The sequence below is a fragment of the Patiriisocius sp. genome (assembly GCF_051252435.1).
GTDB lineage: Bacteria > Bacteroidota > Bacteroidia > Flavobacteriales > Flavobacteriaceae > Patiriisocius.
Window position 1 is genome coordinate 148148 of the sequence record NZ_JBPOFW010000002.1, and the last position, 15688, is coordinate 163835.

14 protein-coding genes are annotated in these 15688 nt (G+C 36.3%); 4 read left to right on the plus strand and 10 right to left on the minus strand.

Annotated elements, in window-relative coordinates; genetic code table 11:
• Positions 1 to 163: 163 nt before the first annotated feature.
• On the plus strand, positions 164 to 1201 hold the full coding sequence (locus ACSHW7_RS05760; RefSeq protein ID WP_435678382.1) for a hypothetical protein: 1038 nt from the start codon (positions 164 to 166) through the stop codon (positions 1199 to 1201).
• Between the two features lie 73 nt (positions 1202 to 1274).
• On the opposite strand, the gene ACSHW7_RS05765 is transcribed toward ACSHW7_RS05760, so the two are convergent.
• The 7 genes from ACSHW7_RS05765 to gcvT all read right to left on the minus strand — a co-directional run bounded on the left by ACSHW7_RS05765 (position 1275) and on the right by gcvT (position 6161).
• Complete coding sequence (locus tag ACSHW7_RS05765) at positions 1275 to 1991, minus strand: YebC/PmpR family DNA-binding transcriptional regulator (RefSeq protein ID WP_435678383.1); 717 nt, start codon at positions 1989 to 1991, stop codon at positions 1275 to 1277.
• Between the two features lie 155 nt (positions 1992 to 2146).
• A complete protein-coding gene (locus ACSHW7_RS05770) occupies positions 2147 to 2428 on the minus strand; it encodes a 4a-hydroxytetrahydrobiopterin dehydratase (protein ID WP_435678384.1) in 282 nt (93 codons plus the stop codon).
• A 63-nt stretch (positions 2429 to 2491) separates the two neighbouring features.
• Positions 2492 to 3343: a sugar nucleotide-binding protein gene (locus ACSHW7_RS05775; RefSeq protein WP_435678385.1), complete on the minus strand. Its 852-nt coding sequence runs from the start codon at positions 3341 to 3343 to the stop codon at positions 2492 to 2494.
• Positions 3344 to 3354: 11 nt separating this feature from the next.
• Positions 3355 to 4269 carry a glutaminase gene (locus ACSHW7_RS05780; protein WP_435678386.1) on the minus strand — a complete coding sequence of 305 codons (915 nt, stop codon included), beginning with the start codon at positions 4267 to 4269 and terminating at the stop codon, positions 3355 to 3357.
• Positions 4270 to 4333: 64 nt separating this feature from the next.
• Complete coding sequence (locus tag ACSHW7_RS05785) at positions 4334 to 4651, minus strand: type II toxin-antitoxin system RelE/ParE family toxin (protein ID WP_435678387.1); 318 nt, start codon at positions 4649 to 4651, stop codon at positions 4334 to 4336.
• Positions 4651 to 4884 (minus strand): hypothetical protein, encoded by a 234-nt coding sequence (locus ACSHW7_RS05790; RefSeq protein ID WP_435678388.1) that lies wholly within the window; start codon positions 4882 to 4884, stop codon positions 4651 to 4653. The genes ACSHW7_RS05785 and ACSHW7_RS05790 overlap by 1 nt, the downstream gene beginning before the upstream one ends.
• Positions 4885 to 5078: 194 nt before the next feature.
• Complete coding sequence (gene gcvT / locus ACSHW7_RS05795; RefSeq protein ID WP_435678389.1) at positions 5079 to 6161, minus strand: glycine cleavage system aminomethyltransferase GcvT; 1083 nt, start codon at positions 6159 to 6161, stop codon at positions 5079 to 5081.
• 338 nt (positions 6162 to 6499) lie between these two features.
• On the opposite strand from gcvT, the gene ACSHW7_RS05800 reads away from it, so the two are divergent.
• Complete coding sequence (locus ACSHW7_RS05800) at positions 6500 to 8038, plus strand: NAD(P)H-hydrate dehydratase (protein WP_435678390.1); 1539 nt, start codon at positions 6500 to 6502, stop codon at positions 8036 to 8038.
• A 33-nt stretch (positions 8039 to 8071) separates the two neighbouring features.
• Positions 8072 to 9358, plus strand: coding sequence for an APC family permease (locus ACSHW7_RS05805; RefSeq protein WP_435678391.1), 1287 nt, complete (start codon positions 8072 to 8074; stop codon positions 9356 to 9358).
• Positions 9359 to 9399: 41 nt separating this feature from the next.
• Here the strand turns inward: ACSHW7_RS05805 and ACSHW7_RS05810 are convergent, their stop codons facing one another.
• Positions 9400 to 10767 carry a TlpA family protein disulfide reductase gene (locus tag ACSHW7_RS05810; protein ID WP_435678392.1) on the minus strand — a complete coding sequence of 456 codons (1368 nt, stop codon included), beginning with the start codon at positions 10765 to 10767 and terminating at the stop codon, positions 9400 to 9402.
• Positions 10768 to 10899: 132 nt separating this feature from the next.
• Here ACSHW7_RS05810 and hutH point away from each other — a divergent pair, with 132 nt between their 5' ends.
• Complete coding sequence (gene hutH / locus ACSHW7_RS05815) at positions 10900 to 12399, plus strand: histidine ammonia-lyase (protein ID WP_435678393.1); 1500 nt, start codon at positions 10900 to 10902, stop codon at positions 12397 to 12399.
• 55 nt (positions 12400 to 12454) lie between these two features.
• On the opposite strand, the gene ACSHW7_RS05820 is transcribed toward hutH, so the two are convergent.
• Complete coding sequence (locus tag ACSHW7_RS05820) at positions 12455 to 12832, minus strand: hypothetical protein (RefSeq protein ID WP_435678394.1); 378 nt, start codon at positions 12830 to 12832, stop codon at positions 12455 to 12457.
• Between the two features lie 125 nt (positions 12833 to 12957).
• Complete coding sequence (locus tag ACSHW7_RS05825; RefSeq protein WP_435678395.1) at positions 12958 to 15510, minus strand: ATP-dependent Clp protease ATP-binding subunit; 2553 nt, start codon at positions 15508 to 15510, stop codon at positions 12958 to 12960.
• Positions 15511 to 15688: the final 178 nt, after the last annotated feature.

Here is a 15688-nt window from a genome sequence, read left to right on the forward strand (position 1 = left end):
TTAACTTTTTTTTATACTAATTATCTGTTAAGCAAATCTAGATGCTTGAATTTTAATTTACTGATTATCAATATTCATTCGTTAAATTTCGGTTAAAGAGCCATTCTGTTTTTTAATAATTTCATTCTTATAGCTAACTATGTTTAAAAACAAATCTATAATTATGAAAAATCTAAAATTTTTAACAGTATCTCTGTTTGCTTCATTATGTATTGTATCATGTTCAGATGACGATGACAATCAAGGAGGAACAGACCCAGAAATTAATCGAACCGCAACTTTATATGCTTCCAGTAATACATCGGGAGATATAACGGCTTACGACTTTAATGATAATGGAAGTTCAGAAGTAAGAACACTACTCACATTATCATCAGACGGAGAAGGTCTTTATGTTGACACCTCTTCAAATCAAATAACACAGGCTTCAAGATCACTATTAAACTTAAATACCTACGCGAATGCCAATGTATCCCCTAATGATGTATTATTGGATGTTGTTGCTAGCAGTACCGTAGATTTGACAAGTCCAAGAGATATTGCTGTCAATGGTAATTTATACGTGGTTTCAGACAATGATGATTTCTCCGGAAATGGAAATAATAGATTATTTGTATACACAAGAACTGGAGATTCTTACACGTTGAGAAACACGATAACCGTCGAGTTTGCTTTGTGGGGAATCGAATTTGTAGGTAACGACTTATATGCTGTAGTTGATAAAACTTCAGATGTTGCAGTATTTGCTAATTTTGGTTCAAATACATCAACGGCAACTGTAGCTCCAACAAAAAGAGTTACAATTGAAGGAATCGTACGCACGCACGGAATAGGGGCAGACGGTGGAACTTTAATTTTAACGGATATTGGCGTGGCTAGTGCTGATGATTCACCTGACTTTAATACAGATGGTGCATTTCACGTAATTCCTAATTTTGTGTCTGTTTTTAACAATACTGAAAATGGCGGAACAGTGCCAGTTGCAGGAACGCAAACTAGAGTTGCCGGTAATATTACATTTTTAGGAAACCCTGTATCGGCAGATTTTGATGCTGAAACAAATACAGTGTATATTGCTGAAAGAGCAAACGGAAGCGGTAGAATTTTAGCATTTGCAAATGTGGGTGAAGGAGGTAATCTTGCTCCAACTATTAATAATTCGTTAAATGGTGCGTCTTCAGTTTATTTCGTTAAAGAATAAATAATTAGTATAATTTGAAAAGCGGTTGATTCTACAAAGAATCAACCGCTTTTTTTATGCCGAAATATTACATTTATTCGCTTTCTTCCATAGTATGATATACGTTTTGAACGTCATCATCTTCTTCTAGTTTTTCCAATAGTTTTTCAACATCTGCCATTTGTTCCTCAGTCAATTTTTTAGTGACTTGGGGGATTCTTTCAAAGCCCGAAGAAAGGATTTCAATGTTATTAGATTCTAAATACGACTGTATATTTCCGAAGCTTTCAAAAGGAGCGTAAATCAACACACCGTCTTCGTCTTCAAAAATTTCTTCGACACCTTCGTCGATTAATTCTAGTTCTAATTCTTCCAAATCAAGACCTTCGCCATTCACTCTAAAATTGCAGGTATGGTCGAACATAAATACCACAGAACCAGAAGTACCAAAACTACTATCAGTTTTATTAAAACACGCACGCACATTTGCAACGGTACGTGTGTTATTATCTGTTGCAGTCTCTACTAAAACAGCGATACCGTGTTGTGCATAACCTTCAAAAATAACTTCTTTATAATCCCCTTGACTTTTATCACTGGCACGCTTAATAGCACGCTCAACGTTATCTTTGGGCATATTAATTGCCTTTGCGTTCTGTATGACCGCACGCAATCTAGAATTTGAATCTGGGTCTGGGCCACCTTCTTTTACGGCCATGACAATATCTTTCCCAATTCTTGTAAACGCCTTGCTCATCGCAGACCAGCGTTTCATTTTTCTTGCTTTTCTAAATTCAAAAGCTCTTCCCATAATCTTGTTTATTTGAAAATCTCAACAATTTTTACTGCTGAAATGTAGTATGTATTACAAATATCAAATATAAAAAAATCCACATAAGAAATCCCAAACCTAAAGCATAACCTTTTTGATTTGGGAATTAATTTTTAATATATTTTTTAATGGATTTAACCTATCAAATCATCAATCGCTTTTGCTAGTTTAAAATCCTTTTCTGTCACCCCATCTGCGTCGTGGGTGGTTAGGTATATTTCTAATGTATTATAAATGTTTGTCCACTCTGGGTGATGCCCTTGTTTCTCGCATTCAAAGGAAATACGGGTCATAGCAGAGAATGCTTCTTTAAAATTTTCAAACTCAAACACCGTATGCAAAGCACCTTCTTCTAAATCCCAACCTTCAAATTTTGCTAATTTTTCGTCTATTTCTTTATCTGTCATTTTACTCATTTCAGTATATTTTTAAATTATCTTTCTTCTCAAATATTAATTTCCCTCTAATGGGAAGTAACTTTAGTTTCTTAGGGTGGCAATATCGTCTAGAATACAATTTTCTATAACGTCGCTCACTGTTATGCTGTAATGGCTCGGCAGTTTTTTAAACTTTGGCAAAATAGCCAAATAGCTTTCATCATTTCTGTTGAACACATTTTTAAAAATAGGGAATTTACCCGTGATCTTCTCACAAATTTCTGTTATAAAATCGTTATGATGCACCACATCGTCACTTGCCAAATGGAAAATCCCATCGTCGTTGGTAGCGATAATATAATGCAGCTGTTGCGCAATTTTATCAGCAGTTGTAACGCTAATTATTAGGTTTGGAAACACTTCATAATTAGCTTTAAATTTAATGGCGTTACGGAGTTCGTTAATTCTTGGAGAGTTGTTGCCAAAAATCATGGGCAGTCTCAAAATAGCGGTCTGCGCGGGAATGGTCTCTAATAACATTCTCTCTACCGAAATTTTAAACATCCCACTTTTTGAATCAGATTTTGGAACCTCTTTTTCATATGAAGGATAATTGAACCTGCCATCAAAAACGTGTGCCGAAGACAAAAACAACAAGCGTGCATAATGATGCTCAGTTACCCACTGGGCTATTTCTCGATGGGTTTTTAATTGTGCGGCATAGTCACCCTTTAAACTTGAAATGATAACAGAGGGGTTGACTGTGTTTAATATTTCGGCTATGCCACCTTTAGAAACATCAAAATGAAAAAATTGATGGTTGTCACCAAACTCTTTTTTTTGAGAAAAATAGGTGCCGTAGGTGTCAAAATAGTTGCAGAGTTCTCTATAAATGTTGTTGCCAATAAAGCCGCTTGCTCCTAGAATTAGGACTATGTGTTTTTGGGGAATCATCTATTATATAACTAAAAAATGGATGATTTAGTCTCTGTGGTAAATTGTTCCAAAGCCTGCATGCCAAAATAACTATTCCCTTTTTCATTGAGTGGTGGCGACCAAGTAGTTATTACGTAATGGTTGGGTAAAAGTGCTACGATACCACCGCCCACGCCACTCTTTCCGGGCAGTCCCACTTCGAATGCAAATTCGCCAGCTTCATCGTAAAAGCCGCAGGTGAGCATAATTGCGTTGATACGTTTTGCTTGTTTTTGTGTCAAACATTGGTTTCCTCTCATACAAACACCATGATTTGCAAAGGCAAAAAAAGCGTTTGATAATTGCTCGCAAGTCATCTCAATAGAGCACTGATGAAAGTAAAAATCCAAAACTTCCTCGACCGGATTTGCTAGATTTTCAAAGGATTTTAAAAGGTTTGCGATGGCGTAATTTCTGAAACCTGTTATGCGTTCAGACTCGGCTACTTGTTCATTAAAAGAAATAGAATCATCACCTGCCAAACCACGCACGAACTGAATAAAATCTTCTTTGGGATTTTTTAAATTGGAAACCAAACAATCTGCAATGACAATAGCGCCGCTGTTGATGAGCGGATTACGGGGAATTCCTTTTTCGCGTTCCAACAAGGATAGAAAATTAAACGGATTTCCCGAAGGCTCTACGTCAACTCTTTCCCACAGGGCGTTTCCTTGATTTGCAAATGCCATAGCAAGCGAAAATACTTTCGAAATACTTTGAATAGAGAAGGGGACTTGTGTGTCGCCCACCTCAAAGTTATTCCCGTGAACATTATTCAGATAAATACCGAACAGCTCTCCATCTACTTTTCCCAACTCAGGAATATAGTCTGCGACTTCACCCGTATTTTTCGTGGTTTTAAGGTTGGCATGGATGTCGTTTATTATTTGTTGGTAATTGGGCATTTCATGGGGGATTTTTTTTGAAGCGATCAATAACTTATTGATTCACGTAGAAAACTATTTAATATTATTTAATGCGTTTAAGTTTAGGAGGATTTTGTCGTGTGTCAAAAACATCTGCGATTTTTATCAATCCATTTTTACTGTCCACAGAATAAATTATTTTATAGTTTTTGAAAATTAAATAGCGATATTCTATTTCTCTTAGCTTTAAAAGAGCTTCTTTTTGTCCTATTGATGGAGTTTTAATTAATTTGTTTGGTTCATTAATAATACCTTTTAAAAGCATGTTGGCAACTTTAGGACTTGCTTCCTTTTTATAGTAGTTATAAATTTCATCAAGTTGTGTTTCAGCAAATCGCGACCAAATAATTTTAATTGTCATTATTCAAATTTATCCAAAAGTTGAGAACTAGTTTTAAATCGATTATTTTTGAAATCAGCTTCAGATTCATCAATACGATTATTTAATTCGTATTGTGTCATTGGCTCAGCTATTTGTTTGTTATATGCAATGCTCTCTTTTCTCAACATTTTTTCAAGACGAGAAATAGCTTCTTCACTTTGAAGTTTTAAAAATTCTTGTATAAATTCTATTTTTCTAGCCTCTAAATTCATTTTAATTCTCTTTTTGTTAAAGATACAAAATTGGGTCTTAGATTAAATTTCATAATAATATAATTTAAACTAAGGTTATTAGAAAATAAGTTTCTACTGCCAGCCAAAATAATTTTTTATTTTGGAGCGTGCTCAACCTAATATCTTTAAAAAATTTAAAATTCTTCGCTCGTTTTTTATGCCTGAAAGCTTAATTACTTCTTATAAAAAGGTAATTTTACCACAGTAGCAGGCACCGCGTTTTTTCTAATTTGTATATTAATTTTTGAACCAACGTCTTTAAAAACTACAGGAACATAACCAAGTCCAATTCCTTTATTCATTGATGGGGACATGGTGCCGCTGGTTACGTTTCCTATTTTGTTACCGTTGCCGTCCACAATGTCGTAACCTTGTCTTGGAATGCCTCTTTCGTCCAATTCAAAAGCAATCAACGTTTTTTCAACGCCGTGTTCTTTTTGCTTTTTAAGAGCTTCACTGTTTACAAAATCTTTATTGAATTTTGTAATCCATCCTAACCCAGCTTCCAGTGGAGATGTAGTATCGTCAATATCATTTCCGTAAAGGCAATAACCCATTTCTAATCGCAGTGTATCTCTCGCGGCCAAACCGATAGGCTTAATCCCAAAATCTGCTCCGGCTTCCATCACTTTTTCCCATACTTGAGCCACTTCTGTGTTTTTGCAGTAGATTTCAAATCCGCCACTTCCCGTGTATCCGGTAGCACTGATAATCACATTTTCAATTCCAGCAAAGTCTGAAACTTTAAACGTATAAAATTTTATCGCTGATAAATCTTCAGAAGTCAATGATTGCATGGCCTCGACAGCTTTGGGTCCTTGAATGGCCAACAAAGAATAATCCTCACTGATGTTTCTCATTTCGGCACCAAAGGTGTTGTGCTTTGAAATCCAGTTCCAATCCTTTTCAATGTTTGATGCGTTTACAACGAGCAACCACTTTTCGGCTTCCAAACGATAGATAATCAAATCGTCCACAACACCGCCGTCTTCATTGGGAAGACAGCTATATTGCGCTTGTCCGTCCTTTAGTTTTGAAGCATCGTTACTAGAAACATGTTGAATTAAATCTAGCGCATTTGGCCCTAAAATTAAAAACTCACCCATGTGAGACACATCAAAAACTCCCACTGCACTGCGCACAGTTTCATGTTCGGCATTCACGCCCTCGTAAGAAACAGGCATATTATATCCCGCAAAAGGGACCATTTTTGCACCAAGTGCTTCGTGTATTTGAGTTAAGGCTGTATTTTTCATATCATGTCCGCGCAGGCGGGTTTCTGTTAGTTAAACGATTTATTAAATGGATTTAATCACTTCGGAAATTTTAAAAATCAACGCTATGATTAAATTTGATTTTGCCAATATCCTTAAAGGTTCACAAATGTATTAAAGCGAGGTGGAAACTTCGAATATTTCTTTTGAAATTATCCTCTTTAGGACTTTAAGATATTTGTATTTTTATGCTTCTGAAATATGCTGGAAATTTTTTATCCCGAAACGAAGATTGGAAAATATGGAAATCTGTTTCAGTTATTTAAAATTTCCGAAGTACTTATGATTTCAGAAATTTTGTAACCCTAAAATTTAAACTTTTGAAAATATACTCATCTAAGCAATTGTACGAAGCCGACGAAGTAACGTGTAGCAATCAAAATATTACCTCGGTAGATTTAATGGAACGAGCTGGCGGGCAGATTTTTAACTGGCTGCATCAACGCATGCAAGGGGCGCAAGTTCCTGTCCATATTTTTTGCGGAATAGGGAATAATGGGGGAGACGGCCTCGTGTTGGGAAGACTTTTAATTGAAAGTGGGTATAACGTTCATTGTTATATCGCCAACTTTACAGACAAGCGTTCGCCATGCTTTTTGACAAATTATAGCAGATATAAGGATGTCACTAAAAATTGGCCGACATTAATGAAAGGTGCTGAAGATTTCCCAGAAATAGCTCTTGAAGATATCATCATCGATGCATTGTTTGGCATAGGATTAAACAGACCTCCAGAAGGTTGGGTCAAGGATTTGATTTTACATATTAATGCGCAACGCGCTTTTAAGTTGTCTATTGATATTCCTAGTGGACTTTTGGCGGAGCAGCCTGTGGAGGATTTTGATGCGATTGTAAAGGCCAACCATACGTTGACGTTTCAAGCACCTAAGCTATCTTTCTTTTTACCCGAAACAGGTCCTTTTGTAACTTTTTATGAAGCGATTGATATTGGTCTTGACCGTAATTATCTTGAAAGTCAAGACCCATTGGCGCAACTCATTGCAAAACCGCAAGCGCAACGATTTTATAAACAACGAAATAAATATGCACACAAGGGGAATTTTGGACACTCCTTAATCGTAGCAGGAAGCCACGGTATGATGGGAGCTTCTGTACTGGCTACTAAAGCCACTATGCGAACGGGCGCAGGAAAAGTGACTGCGATGGTACCAAAGAGTGGTTATACTATTTTACAGTCAACCGTGCCAGAGGCAATGGTTAAAACAGATAAAAACGACGATTTTATTACAAGTATCAATTTTGACTTTGAACCCGATGCCATTGCCGTGGGAATGGGAATTGGTAAAAGAAAAGAAACTGCCACTGCTTTGCGGGCCTTATTAAAAAAAGTGTTGTGCCCAATCGTCATTGATGCAGATGCTTTGAATTGTATTTCAGAAACAAAAATGCTCATTAAACTACTTCCAGAAAACGCTATTTTAACGCCACATCCGGGCGAGTTGGCTAGATTGATAGGGGAGTGGACTGATGATTATGACAAGATTAAAAAGTGTCAAGAATTTTCGGCAACGTATAAAGTGATTATCATTATCAAGGGAGCGAATACCATTACGGTAATGGGCAATGAACTCTATATAAATACAACCGGAAATCCAGGCATGGCAACTGCGGGAAGTGGCGATGTATTGAGTGGTTGTTTGGCAGGTTTATTGGCGCAAGGTTATGATCCGTTGTTAGCTTCCGTATTTGGGGTGTATTTGCATGGGAGTGCTGGTAATATGGCCTCACAAACCATAGGTTTTGAAGCAATGATGGCAAGCGATATTGTTGATTGCTTGGGTGATGCTTTTCTTGAATTATTTAGACAAGATGAAGAGCCAGCTCCAGCGGGACAGTAATGAAAACAAACTGAAATTTAATTTATTTAATAAATGCCAAACTCTAAAAACATCAAACTAAAAGATGCCATTGCCATAGGAATTGGTGGTATGGTGGGCGGTGGGATATTTGCAGTCTTAGGTCTTGCTGTTTCCTTAGCAAAAGGTGGAACGCCCGTTGCTTTTTTATTCGCAGGAATTATAGCTCTGTTTACTGCGTATGCGTATGCAAAACTATCGTTGAAATATCCCGACCGTGGTGGGACAGTGCGATTTATAAATGAAGGATTTGGGAAAGGTGTCTTTAGTGGCGGTATCAATAATGTGCTTTGGGTAAGTTATATTATTATGTTATCGCTCTATGCGAGTGCCTTTGGTTCTTATGGTCCCGAGCTATTTTCAGCTACTGGAGATAAAACTCTCGATACACATATTTATATCACTTTTGTTGTTTTGCTAGCTACTGTAATCAATTACTACAGTCTTAAAGTAGTGGGTAAAATTGAAAGTGCAGCAGTATTTATCAAGTTGTTTATTCTGTTGGCATTTATAGGATTGGGTATTTATGGTCTCTTCGGAAATGAGAATATATCACAACTCAATCCATCAAATTGGGAAGCGCCATTGCAACTGCTAGCTGGTGGAATGGTGATATTTGTAGCGTATGAAGGATTTGAATTGATTGCAAATGCGGTTCCAGATATGGATAACCCGGAAAAAACGGTAACCAAAGCTTATTTCATTTCAGTAGGATTTGTTGTTTTACTTTATATTTTGATTGCCATGATTACTGTGGGTTCATTAAATTTTGATGCTATAGCAAAAGCAAAAGATTATGTACTCGCCGAAGCTTCAAAACCTTTAATTGGTCAAATAGGCTTTACCGTCATGACGGTTGCAGCTTTGATTTCTACATTTTCTGCTATCAATGCAACACTTTACGGGGGTAGTAGAGTAAGTTATGAACTTGCCGAAGATGACGAGCTGCCTCATGAGTTCACATTTCAGTTATGGAATAAACCCGTTGGGTTGCTCATTACTGTTGTACTTACTCTTTTGATTGCTAATTTTGTCAATTTGGAAAGCATTTCAACATCTGGAAGTGCTGGCTTTCTTTTAATTTTTGCCATTGTGAATTATACCGCTTTCAAAAAAGCTGAAATATTAAATGCCAATAAAATTATTACATTACTTGGAGCAATTTTATGCTCGGTTGCCTTTGTTGTGCTTATTGTTCAGCAGTTTAATGAAAATAGGATGGGCGTGTTAATTTCCTTAGGAATAATTATCCTTTGCTTTATTGGAGAGTATATTTTCAAGAAAACAAAAAATCCCTCTTAGCTAAATGCTAAGAGGGATTTCTATCGTGTAATATTATTGCCTTAAATTAATTTGTCAAGCATTTTTCTCAATTGAGGGTCAGAGGGTCTTGGAGCATCTGCGCTTACTATATTTCCGTCTGGATCCACTAAGATAAATCTGGGAATACCTGTGATTGCATAATCTGTCACAAATGCAGATTTCCAATCGTTATCTGCCATTAATTGGATGCCACCAAGTTCTTTTTCTGTTACCATTTTTCTCCATTTTTCATAGTCAGCTTTACGATCAATTGAGATGCTCACAAATTCAATATTCTTATCGTGATTATCCTTTTCTACTTGTTTTAATGAAGGAATTTCGCCTATACAAGGTCCGCACCATGTTGCCCAAACATCAATGTAAGTATACTTTCCTTTTAAATCTGCCAGTGCAGTTTCGCCTCCTTTGTGATTTTCATATTTAAAAGTTGGAGAAGCATTTCCTTTAGTAAGTACTTTTAGTTCGTTGTATCTTTTCGTTACTTCGGCTAGATTTTTTTCGCTTGGATTTATTTTTTTGTACGCAGCATAAACTTCTTCCAGGCTTTCATTAGGAGAAAGTCCGTATTGTAAATATTGTGTGACCATCTTTTCTTTAGCAAAACCGTTTGGATAGAGAGAGTCAATATGTTCCAAATATATCATTGTCATATCCTTATCCTCGCTTTCATCTTCCATAAAAGCCTCATACGCATCATTTTGAATTTTATTATCAACCATTTGCTGATATGCCATTGAATTCCTGTAAGCAGTGGTGTCACTAACATTCACTCCATTATTAAGTGAAGCGAAAGAAGAGGAAGCCTTAAAGTCATCATTTTTAGTGATATAAGCATGGTACTGAGGATACATATTATGTGTGAAGGCAGTTGTGTAAATTTCTTCATCGTTTAAAACTTTCAGAAATGTTTCATTTTTAATTCCGCTAGCGGTAAGAAGGCTGTCTTCGGTTTTTTTATTTGCCGCCATGCTTTCTAGATAAACGTTTTCTTCATCAGCATAAAGCTCCATTGGGTTTGTTGTACCAGCTCTCAAACTTTTCTCTCTTGCAAAAACATTTTCAGCAGCTACAGGTCCTTCAAATACTGGGGCATCTGGAGATTTTGCATCCATCTTAATTGTTAGAGATTTCCCTTGCTCAAGGTAAATGGGCATTCTGTCGCGGCCTAACACAATATTGTAAAAACCAGTAGATGGGATATCGAGTGTGTCAGTCACAGTACCGTTGCTATCTAAAGTTAAGTCTTCTTTATAGTCCGCACCCACAATTGTAATGGATGGAGCGCCAGTATTTGCGAAGGTTGCGTTGAAAGCAACATCAGTATTTTCTTCTTTGGTTTCGCAACTTATTATAGCAATTGCTGCGAGTATTAATATAATTCTTTTCATGGATATTAACTTTAAAATTTTTAAGTAATTGAGCAAAACTAAACTTTAATATTTGTCTTGCAGATTATTTGATAAAACCTTAACAAGAAATTGTATTTTTGTCTCAAACAACCCTTTAAAAACGCATATCAATTGCATTATATAAGCACCACACTATTAAGTTTATCTGTAATCAAGGATATTCTCGAAACTGACAAAAAAATAGCACTTTCAGAAGAAGCTATTGGCAACATCAATAGATGCCATGATTTTCTTTCTGAAAAAATGAAAAACAATGATACTCCTATCTATGGTATAAATACCGGTTTTGGTTCGTTGTGCAATGTTAAAATTTCAACAGAAAACTTATCAAAACTTCAAGAAAACCTAGTGATGTCGCACGCTTGCGGTACTGGCGAATACGTACCTAAGCAGATTGTAAGGTTGATGTTGCTTTTAAAGATTCAATCTTTGAGTTATGGCTACAGCGGCGTACAACTGCAAACGGTGGAACGCCTAACGGAAATGTATAACAACAATATCCTACCCGTAATTTATACTCAGGGAAGTCTTGGTGCCTCTGGAGATTTGGCTCCGTTGGCACATTTATCACTTCCTTTAATTGGTAAAGGAAATGTGTGGGAGGATGATAACATTGTTCCTTCAGCAGAAATATTAGAAAAACACAATTGGCAACCCATTTCACTTAAAGCTAAAGAAGGTCTTGCTTTATTAAACGGCACCCAGTTTATGAGTGCTTACGGGATGTATTGTTTGCTCAAAAGTCATAAACTTTCATATTTGGCTGATTTGATTGGAGCGATTTCGGTAGATGCTTTTGATTGTAATATGAGTCCGTTTGATGCTTTGGTACATTTGGTTCGTCCGCATCGAGGACAAGTTAAAACTGCTGAACGTATCAATGAATTTCTACAAGATAGTGAGTTGGGAATTTCAGAAAAGAAAAACGTTCAAGATCCATATTCGTTTAGATGCATTCCGCAAGTGCACGGTGCGACTAAGGACACCATCATTTTTGTGGATAAGACTTTCAAAACCGAAATTAATAGCGTTACCGATAATCCAAATATTTTTACTGGGGAGGATAAGATTATTTCCGGCGGAAATTTTCACGGTCAACCACTTGCGTTGGGGTTGGATTACTTAGCAATTGCCATGAGCGAGCTTGGTAGCATAAGTGAAAGAAGAACATACCAATTGGTTTCTGGATTGCGGGATTTACCAGCATTTTTAGTGGATGACCCAGGATTGAATAGTGGGTTTATGATTCCGCAATATACCGCTGCAAGTATTGTGAGTCAAAACAAACAATTGGCAACGCCTGCTTCGGTTGATTCTATTGTGTCCTCAAATGGGCAGGAAGACCATGTAAGTATGGGGGCTAATGCGGCGACAAAATGTCTTCGAGTTATCGATAATATTGAAACTGTTCTTGCAATTGAATTGCTAAATGCTACGCAGGCGTTACATTTCAGAAGACCTAAAAGATCTTCGCCTTTTGTAGAGTCTTTTGTGGAGAGTTTTAGAAATGTTGTCCCATTTGTAAAGGAAGACAGAGTGTTAGCTGATGATATTCATGCTACGATTTCCTTTCTGCAGAGTTTGTCAATCGATGATGATTTAGTTTTTTAAAATTACGAACAGAAGCTTTATAAACTTAAAGTAATGTTCACTTTGATTTATAACATTAACTTTTAAGGACGATTTTATTTGCCCACGTAATGGCTTTGCTTAAATTGGGAAATATTCTGAATGGTTTTTCGAAAAATGTCTTTTCATATTCAGCATTTTTTTTAAATTTTTCATTTTGAGTTACAATAGCAATTGCTAAAAGATTTTTAATTTTTGAAGTGCTGACATAGGTGAGTGGGTCTATTGCGTATGACATAATCCGGTTAGAAATATAAATCATAGGCTTCTCACCAAAATGTTTCTTAATTAATTTATTGAGCACATCTCCATGTTGAGGGGTAATTACTTCTCCTTCTTTCATTTGATTTATTATAAACTGATCAAAAATGAAGGCTTCGGTATAGCCTAAATCGTAATAATGGAATCGACTCATTTTAGTGGTTTTTGTTAGTTTATTAAAGATACGTGCTATATTTGGCTCTCCAAAAACTATTAAGAAAGTTTGTGAAAAAAAAAGCTCCCATCTAACGATGAGAGCTTTACAATTTAAATTTGCTTTTAAGATTCAGTAGGCTTCTTTTGCTTCTTGATTTTGATAGTCAACTCGTTTGTTTTTTCATCTAAATCCATTGCAATACTATCGCCTTCCTTTAAATTACTATTGATAATCTCCTCAGCAAGTGCGTCTTCAATATATTTTTGAATTGCACGTTTCAAAGGTCTTGCACCGTAATCCTTATCAAATCCTTTATCGGCGATATAATCTTTTGCTTTTTCTGAAAGTTTTAAATCATACCCTAAATCTTTAATTCGAGTGAATAATTGATCTAATTCAATATCAATAATTTTATGAATATCTTCTCTCTCAAGTGCATTGAAGACCATTACATCATCAACACGATTTAAAAATTCTGGAGCAAACGCTTTTTTCAAGGCATTTTCAATAATCCCTTTAGCATTAGCATCTGCCTGACTTGTTTGAGATTTTGTTCCGAAACCAACTCCAGTTCCAAAATCTTTCAGTTTACGTGCACCAATGTTTGAAGTCATTATTATGATAGTATTTCTGAAATCGATTTTACGACCCAAACTATCTGTTAAATGGCCATCATCAAGTACCTGTAAAAGCATATTGAAAACATCTGGGTGTGCTTTCTCAATTTCATCTAATAATACAACTGAATATGGTTTTCTTCTAATCTTTTCGGTCAATTGACCGCCTTCTTCATAACCCACATATCCTGGAGGTGCTCCCACCAATCTAGAGATGGCAAATTTCTCCATGTATTCGCTCATATCAATACGAATAAGTGCATTTTCTGAATCAAAAAGTTCGCGAGCCAATACTTTTGCTAACTGTGTTTTACCAACTCCAGTTTGACCTAAAAATATAAATGAACCAATTGGTTTATTTGGATCTTTAAGTCCAGCTCTATTTCTCTGAATTGCCTTGACAACTTTGCTTACAGCTTCATCTTGGCCAATTACTTTTCCTTTGATTAGTTGAGGTAATTCGGCTAATTTGTTACTTTCCGTTTGTGCAATACGGTTAACAGGAACTCCAGTCATCATTGAAACAACTTCAGCAACTTCTTCTTCGCCAACAGTTTCACGGTGTAATTTGGAGTCGTTTTCCCAAATCTCTTGTTCGGTCGCTAAATCTTTTTCAAGATTCTTTTCATCGTCTCTCAATTTTGCCGCTTCTTCATATTTCTGCTTTTTTACAACAGAGTTTTTAAGTTCACGAACCTCTTCCAATTGAGCTTCTAATTTTAAAATTTTATCTGGAACGTTAATGTTCGTAATATGAACACGAGAACCTGCTTCATCTAAAGCATCAATTGCCTTGTCCGGGAGAAAACGCTCTGTCATATATCTATTAGTAAGCTTTACACAAGCTACCAAAGCAGCATCTGTGTAGGTTACATTGTGATGCGCTTCATATTTATCTTTAATGTTCTGTAAAATCTCCACAGTTTCTTCAACGGAGGTAGGCTCCACTAAAACTTTTTGAAAACGACGTTCAAGAGCGCCATCTTTTTCAATATACTGGCGATATTCATCAAGTGTTGTAGCGCCAATACATTGAATTTCACCACGCGCTAGGGCTGGTTTAAACATGTTTGAGGCATCCAGACTTCCAGTTGCTCCGCCCGCACCAACGATGGTGTGGATTTCATCAATGAAAAGAATAATATCATCATTCTTTTCAAGTTCATTCATTACAGCCTTCATTCGCTCCTCAAATTGCCCACGGTATTTTGTGCCCGCAACAAGACTTGCAAGATCTAGTGTAACAACTCTCTTATCATAAAGAATACGTGACACTTTGCGTTGAATAATTCGTAAAGCTAAACCTTCAGCAATAGCAGATTTACCAACACCAGGTTCTCCAATTAAGAGAGGATTATTCTTTTTTCTGCGGCTTAACACCTGAGAAACGCGCTCAATTTCTTTTTCACGTCCCACGACCGGGTCTAGTTTTCCGTCCTCGGCCATTGCTGTTAAATCCCTTCCAAAGTTATCCAAAACAGGAGTTTTCGATTTTTTGTTGGTCTTTGTAGCACCTCCGCCAAAAATATTTTCCTTTTCGCCCTCTTCACTTTGATTATCATCGTCATTAGGAAACGCAGCAGCATCTGGCGTGTCTATATAATCATCATCACTGGTCAGCATCACTTTAAATTGTTCTTTAGCTCCATCATAATCCACATTCATTTTATTTAAAAGCTTTGTGGTGGGGTCATTTTCATTTCTCAAAATACACAATAACAGATGCGCGGTATTTATGGAAGTACTTTGAAAAAGTTTTGCTTCCAAAAAAGTTGTTTTTAATGCGCGCTCAGCTTGTCTCGTAAGATGTAGGTTCTTTTTATCATTGCCGGTAATGGCAGTTCCTGGGTTTGCAGGACTTAAAATTTCTACTTTACGTCTTAAGTGGTTTAAGTCGATTTCTAATGCACTTAAGATGGTTACAGCCTTGCCATTACCATCTCGTAAAAGACCTAGCATTAAATGCTCAGTGCCAATAAAATCATGACCTAAGCGCAAAGCTTCTTCTTTGCTAAATGCAATTACGTCTTTTACTCTTGGGGAAAAATTATCATCCATACTCTAAGTTCCTTTTCGTCTAAAATTACTAAAATTACTGCTGTTAAGGCAAAAACTATACCTATTTAACGGTAGTTTAGTAAAATGACGAAATTTGTATCGTAAAAAAAAGAAAATACTTTGATAGTTATCAACCAAAAGAGTGCCGTCTTTTGTTAATAAAATAGTGAATAACGGG

What these genes read in the sequence shown, in the direction of transcription:
- gcvT (WP_435678389.1), bottom strand. Translation starts at nt 6,161, where the DNA reads ATGAAAAATACAGCCTTAACTCAAATACACGAAGCACTTGGTGCAAAA.
- ACSHW7_RS05775 (WP_435678385.1), bottom strand. Translation starts at nt 3,343, where the DNA reads ATGATTCCCCAAAAACACATAGTCCTAATTCTAGGAGCAAGCGGCTTT.
- ACSHW7_RS05780 (WP_435678386.1), bottom strand. Translation starts at nt 4,269, where the DNA reads ATGCCCAATTACCAACAAATAATAAACGACATCCATGCCAACCTTAAA.
- ACSHW7_RS05770 (WP_435678384.1), bottom strand. Translation starts at nt 2,428, where the DNA reads ATGAGTAAAATGACAGATAAAGAAATAGACGAAAAATTAGCAAAATTT.
- ACSHW7_RS05820 (WP_435678394.1), bottom strand. Translation starts at nt 12,832, where the DNA reads ATGAGTCGATTCCATTATTACGATTTAGGCTATACCGAAGCCTTCATT.
- ACSHW7_RS05810 (WP_435678392.1), bottom strand. Translation starts at nt 10,767, where the DNA reads ATGAAAAGAATTATATTAATACTCGCAGCAATTGCTATAATAAGTTGC.
- ACSHW7_RS05785 (WP_435678387.1), bottom strand. Translation starts at nt 4,651, where the DNA reads ATGACAATTAAAATTATTTGGTCGCGATTTGCTGAAACACAACTTGAT.
- ACSHW7_RS05765 (WP_435678383.1), bottom strand. Translation starts at nt 1,991, where the DNA reads ATGGGAAGAGCTTTTGAATTTAGAAAAGCAAGAAAAATGAAACGCTGG.
- ACSHW7_RS05760 (WP_435678382.1), top strand. Translation starts at nt 164, where the DNA reads ATGAAAAATCTAAAATTTTTAACAGTATCTCTGTTTGCTTCATTATGT.
- ACSHW7_RS05825 (WP_435678395.1), bottom strand. Translation starts at nt 15,510, where the DNA reads ATGGATGATAATTTTTCCCCAAGAGTAAAAGACGTAATTGCATTTAGC.
- ACSHW7_RS05805 (WP_435678391.1), top strand. Translation starts at nt 8,072, where the DNA reads ATGCCAAACTCTAAAAACATCAAACTAAAAGATGCCATTGCCATAGGA.
- ACSHW7_RS05790 (WP_435678388.1), bottom strand. Translation starts at nt 4,884, where the DNA reads ATGAATTTAGAGGCTAGAAAAATAGAATTTATACAAGAATTTTTAAAA.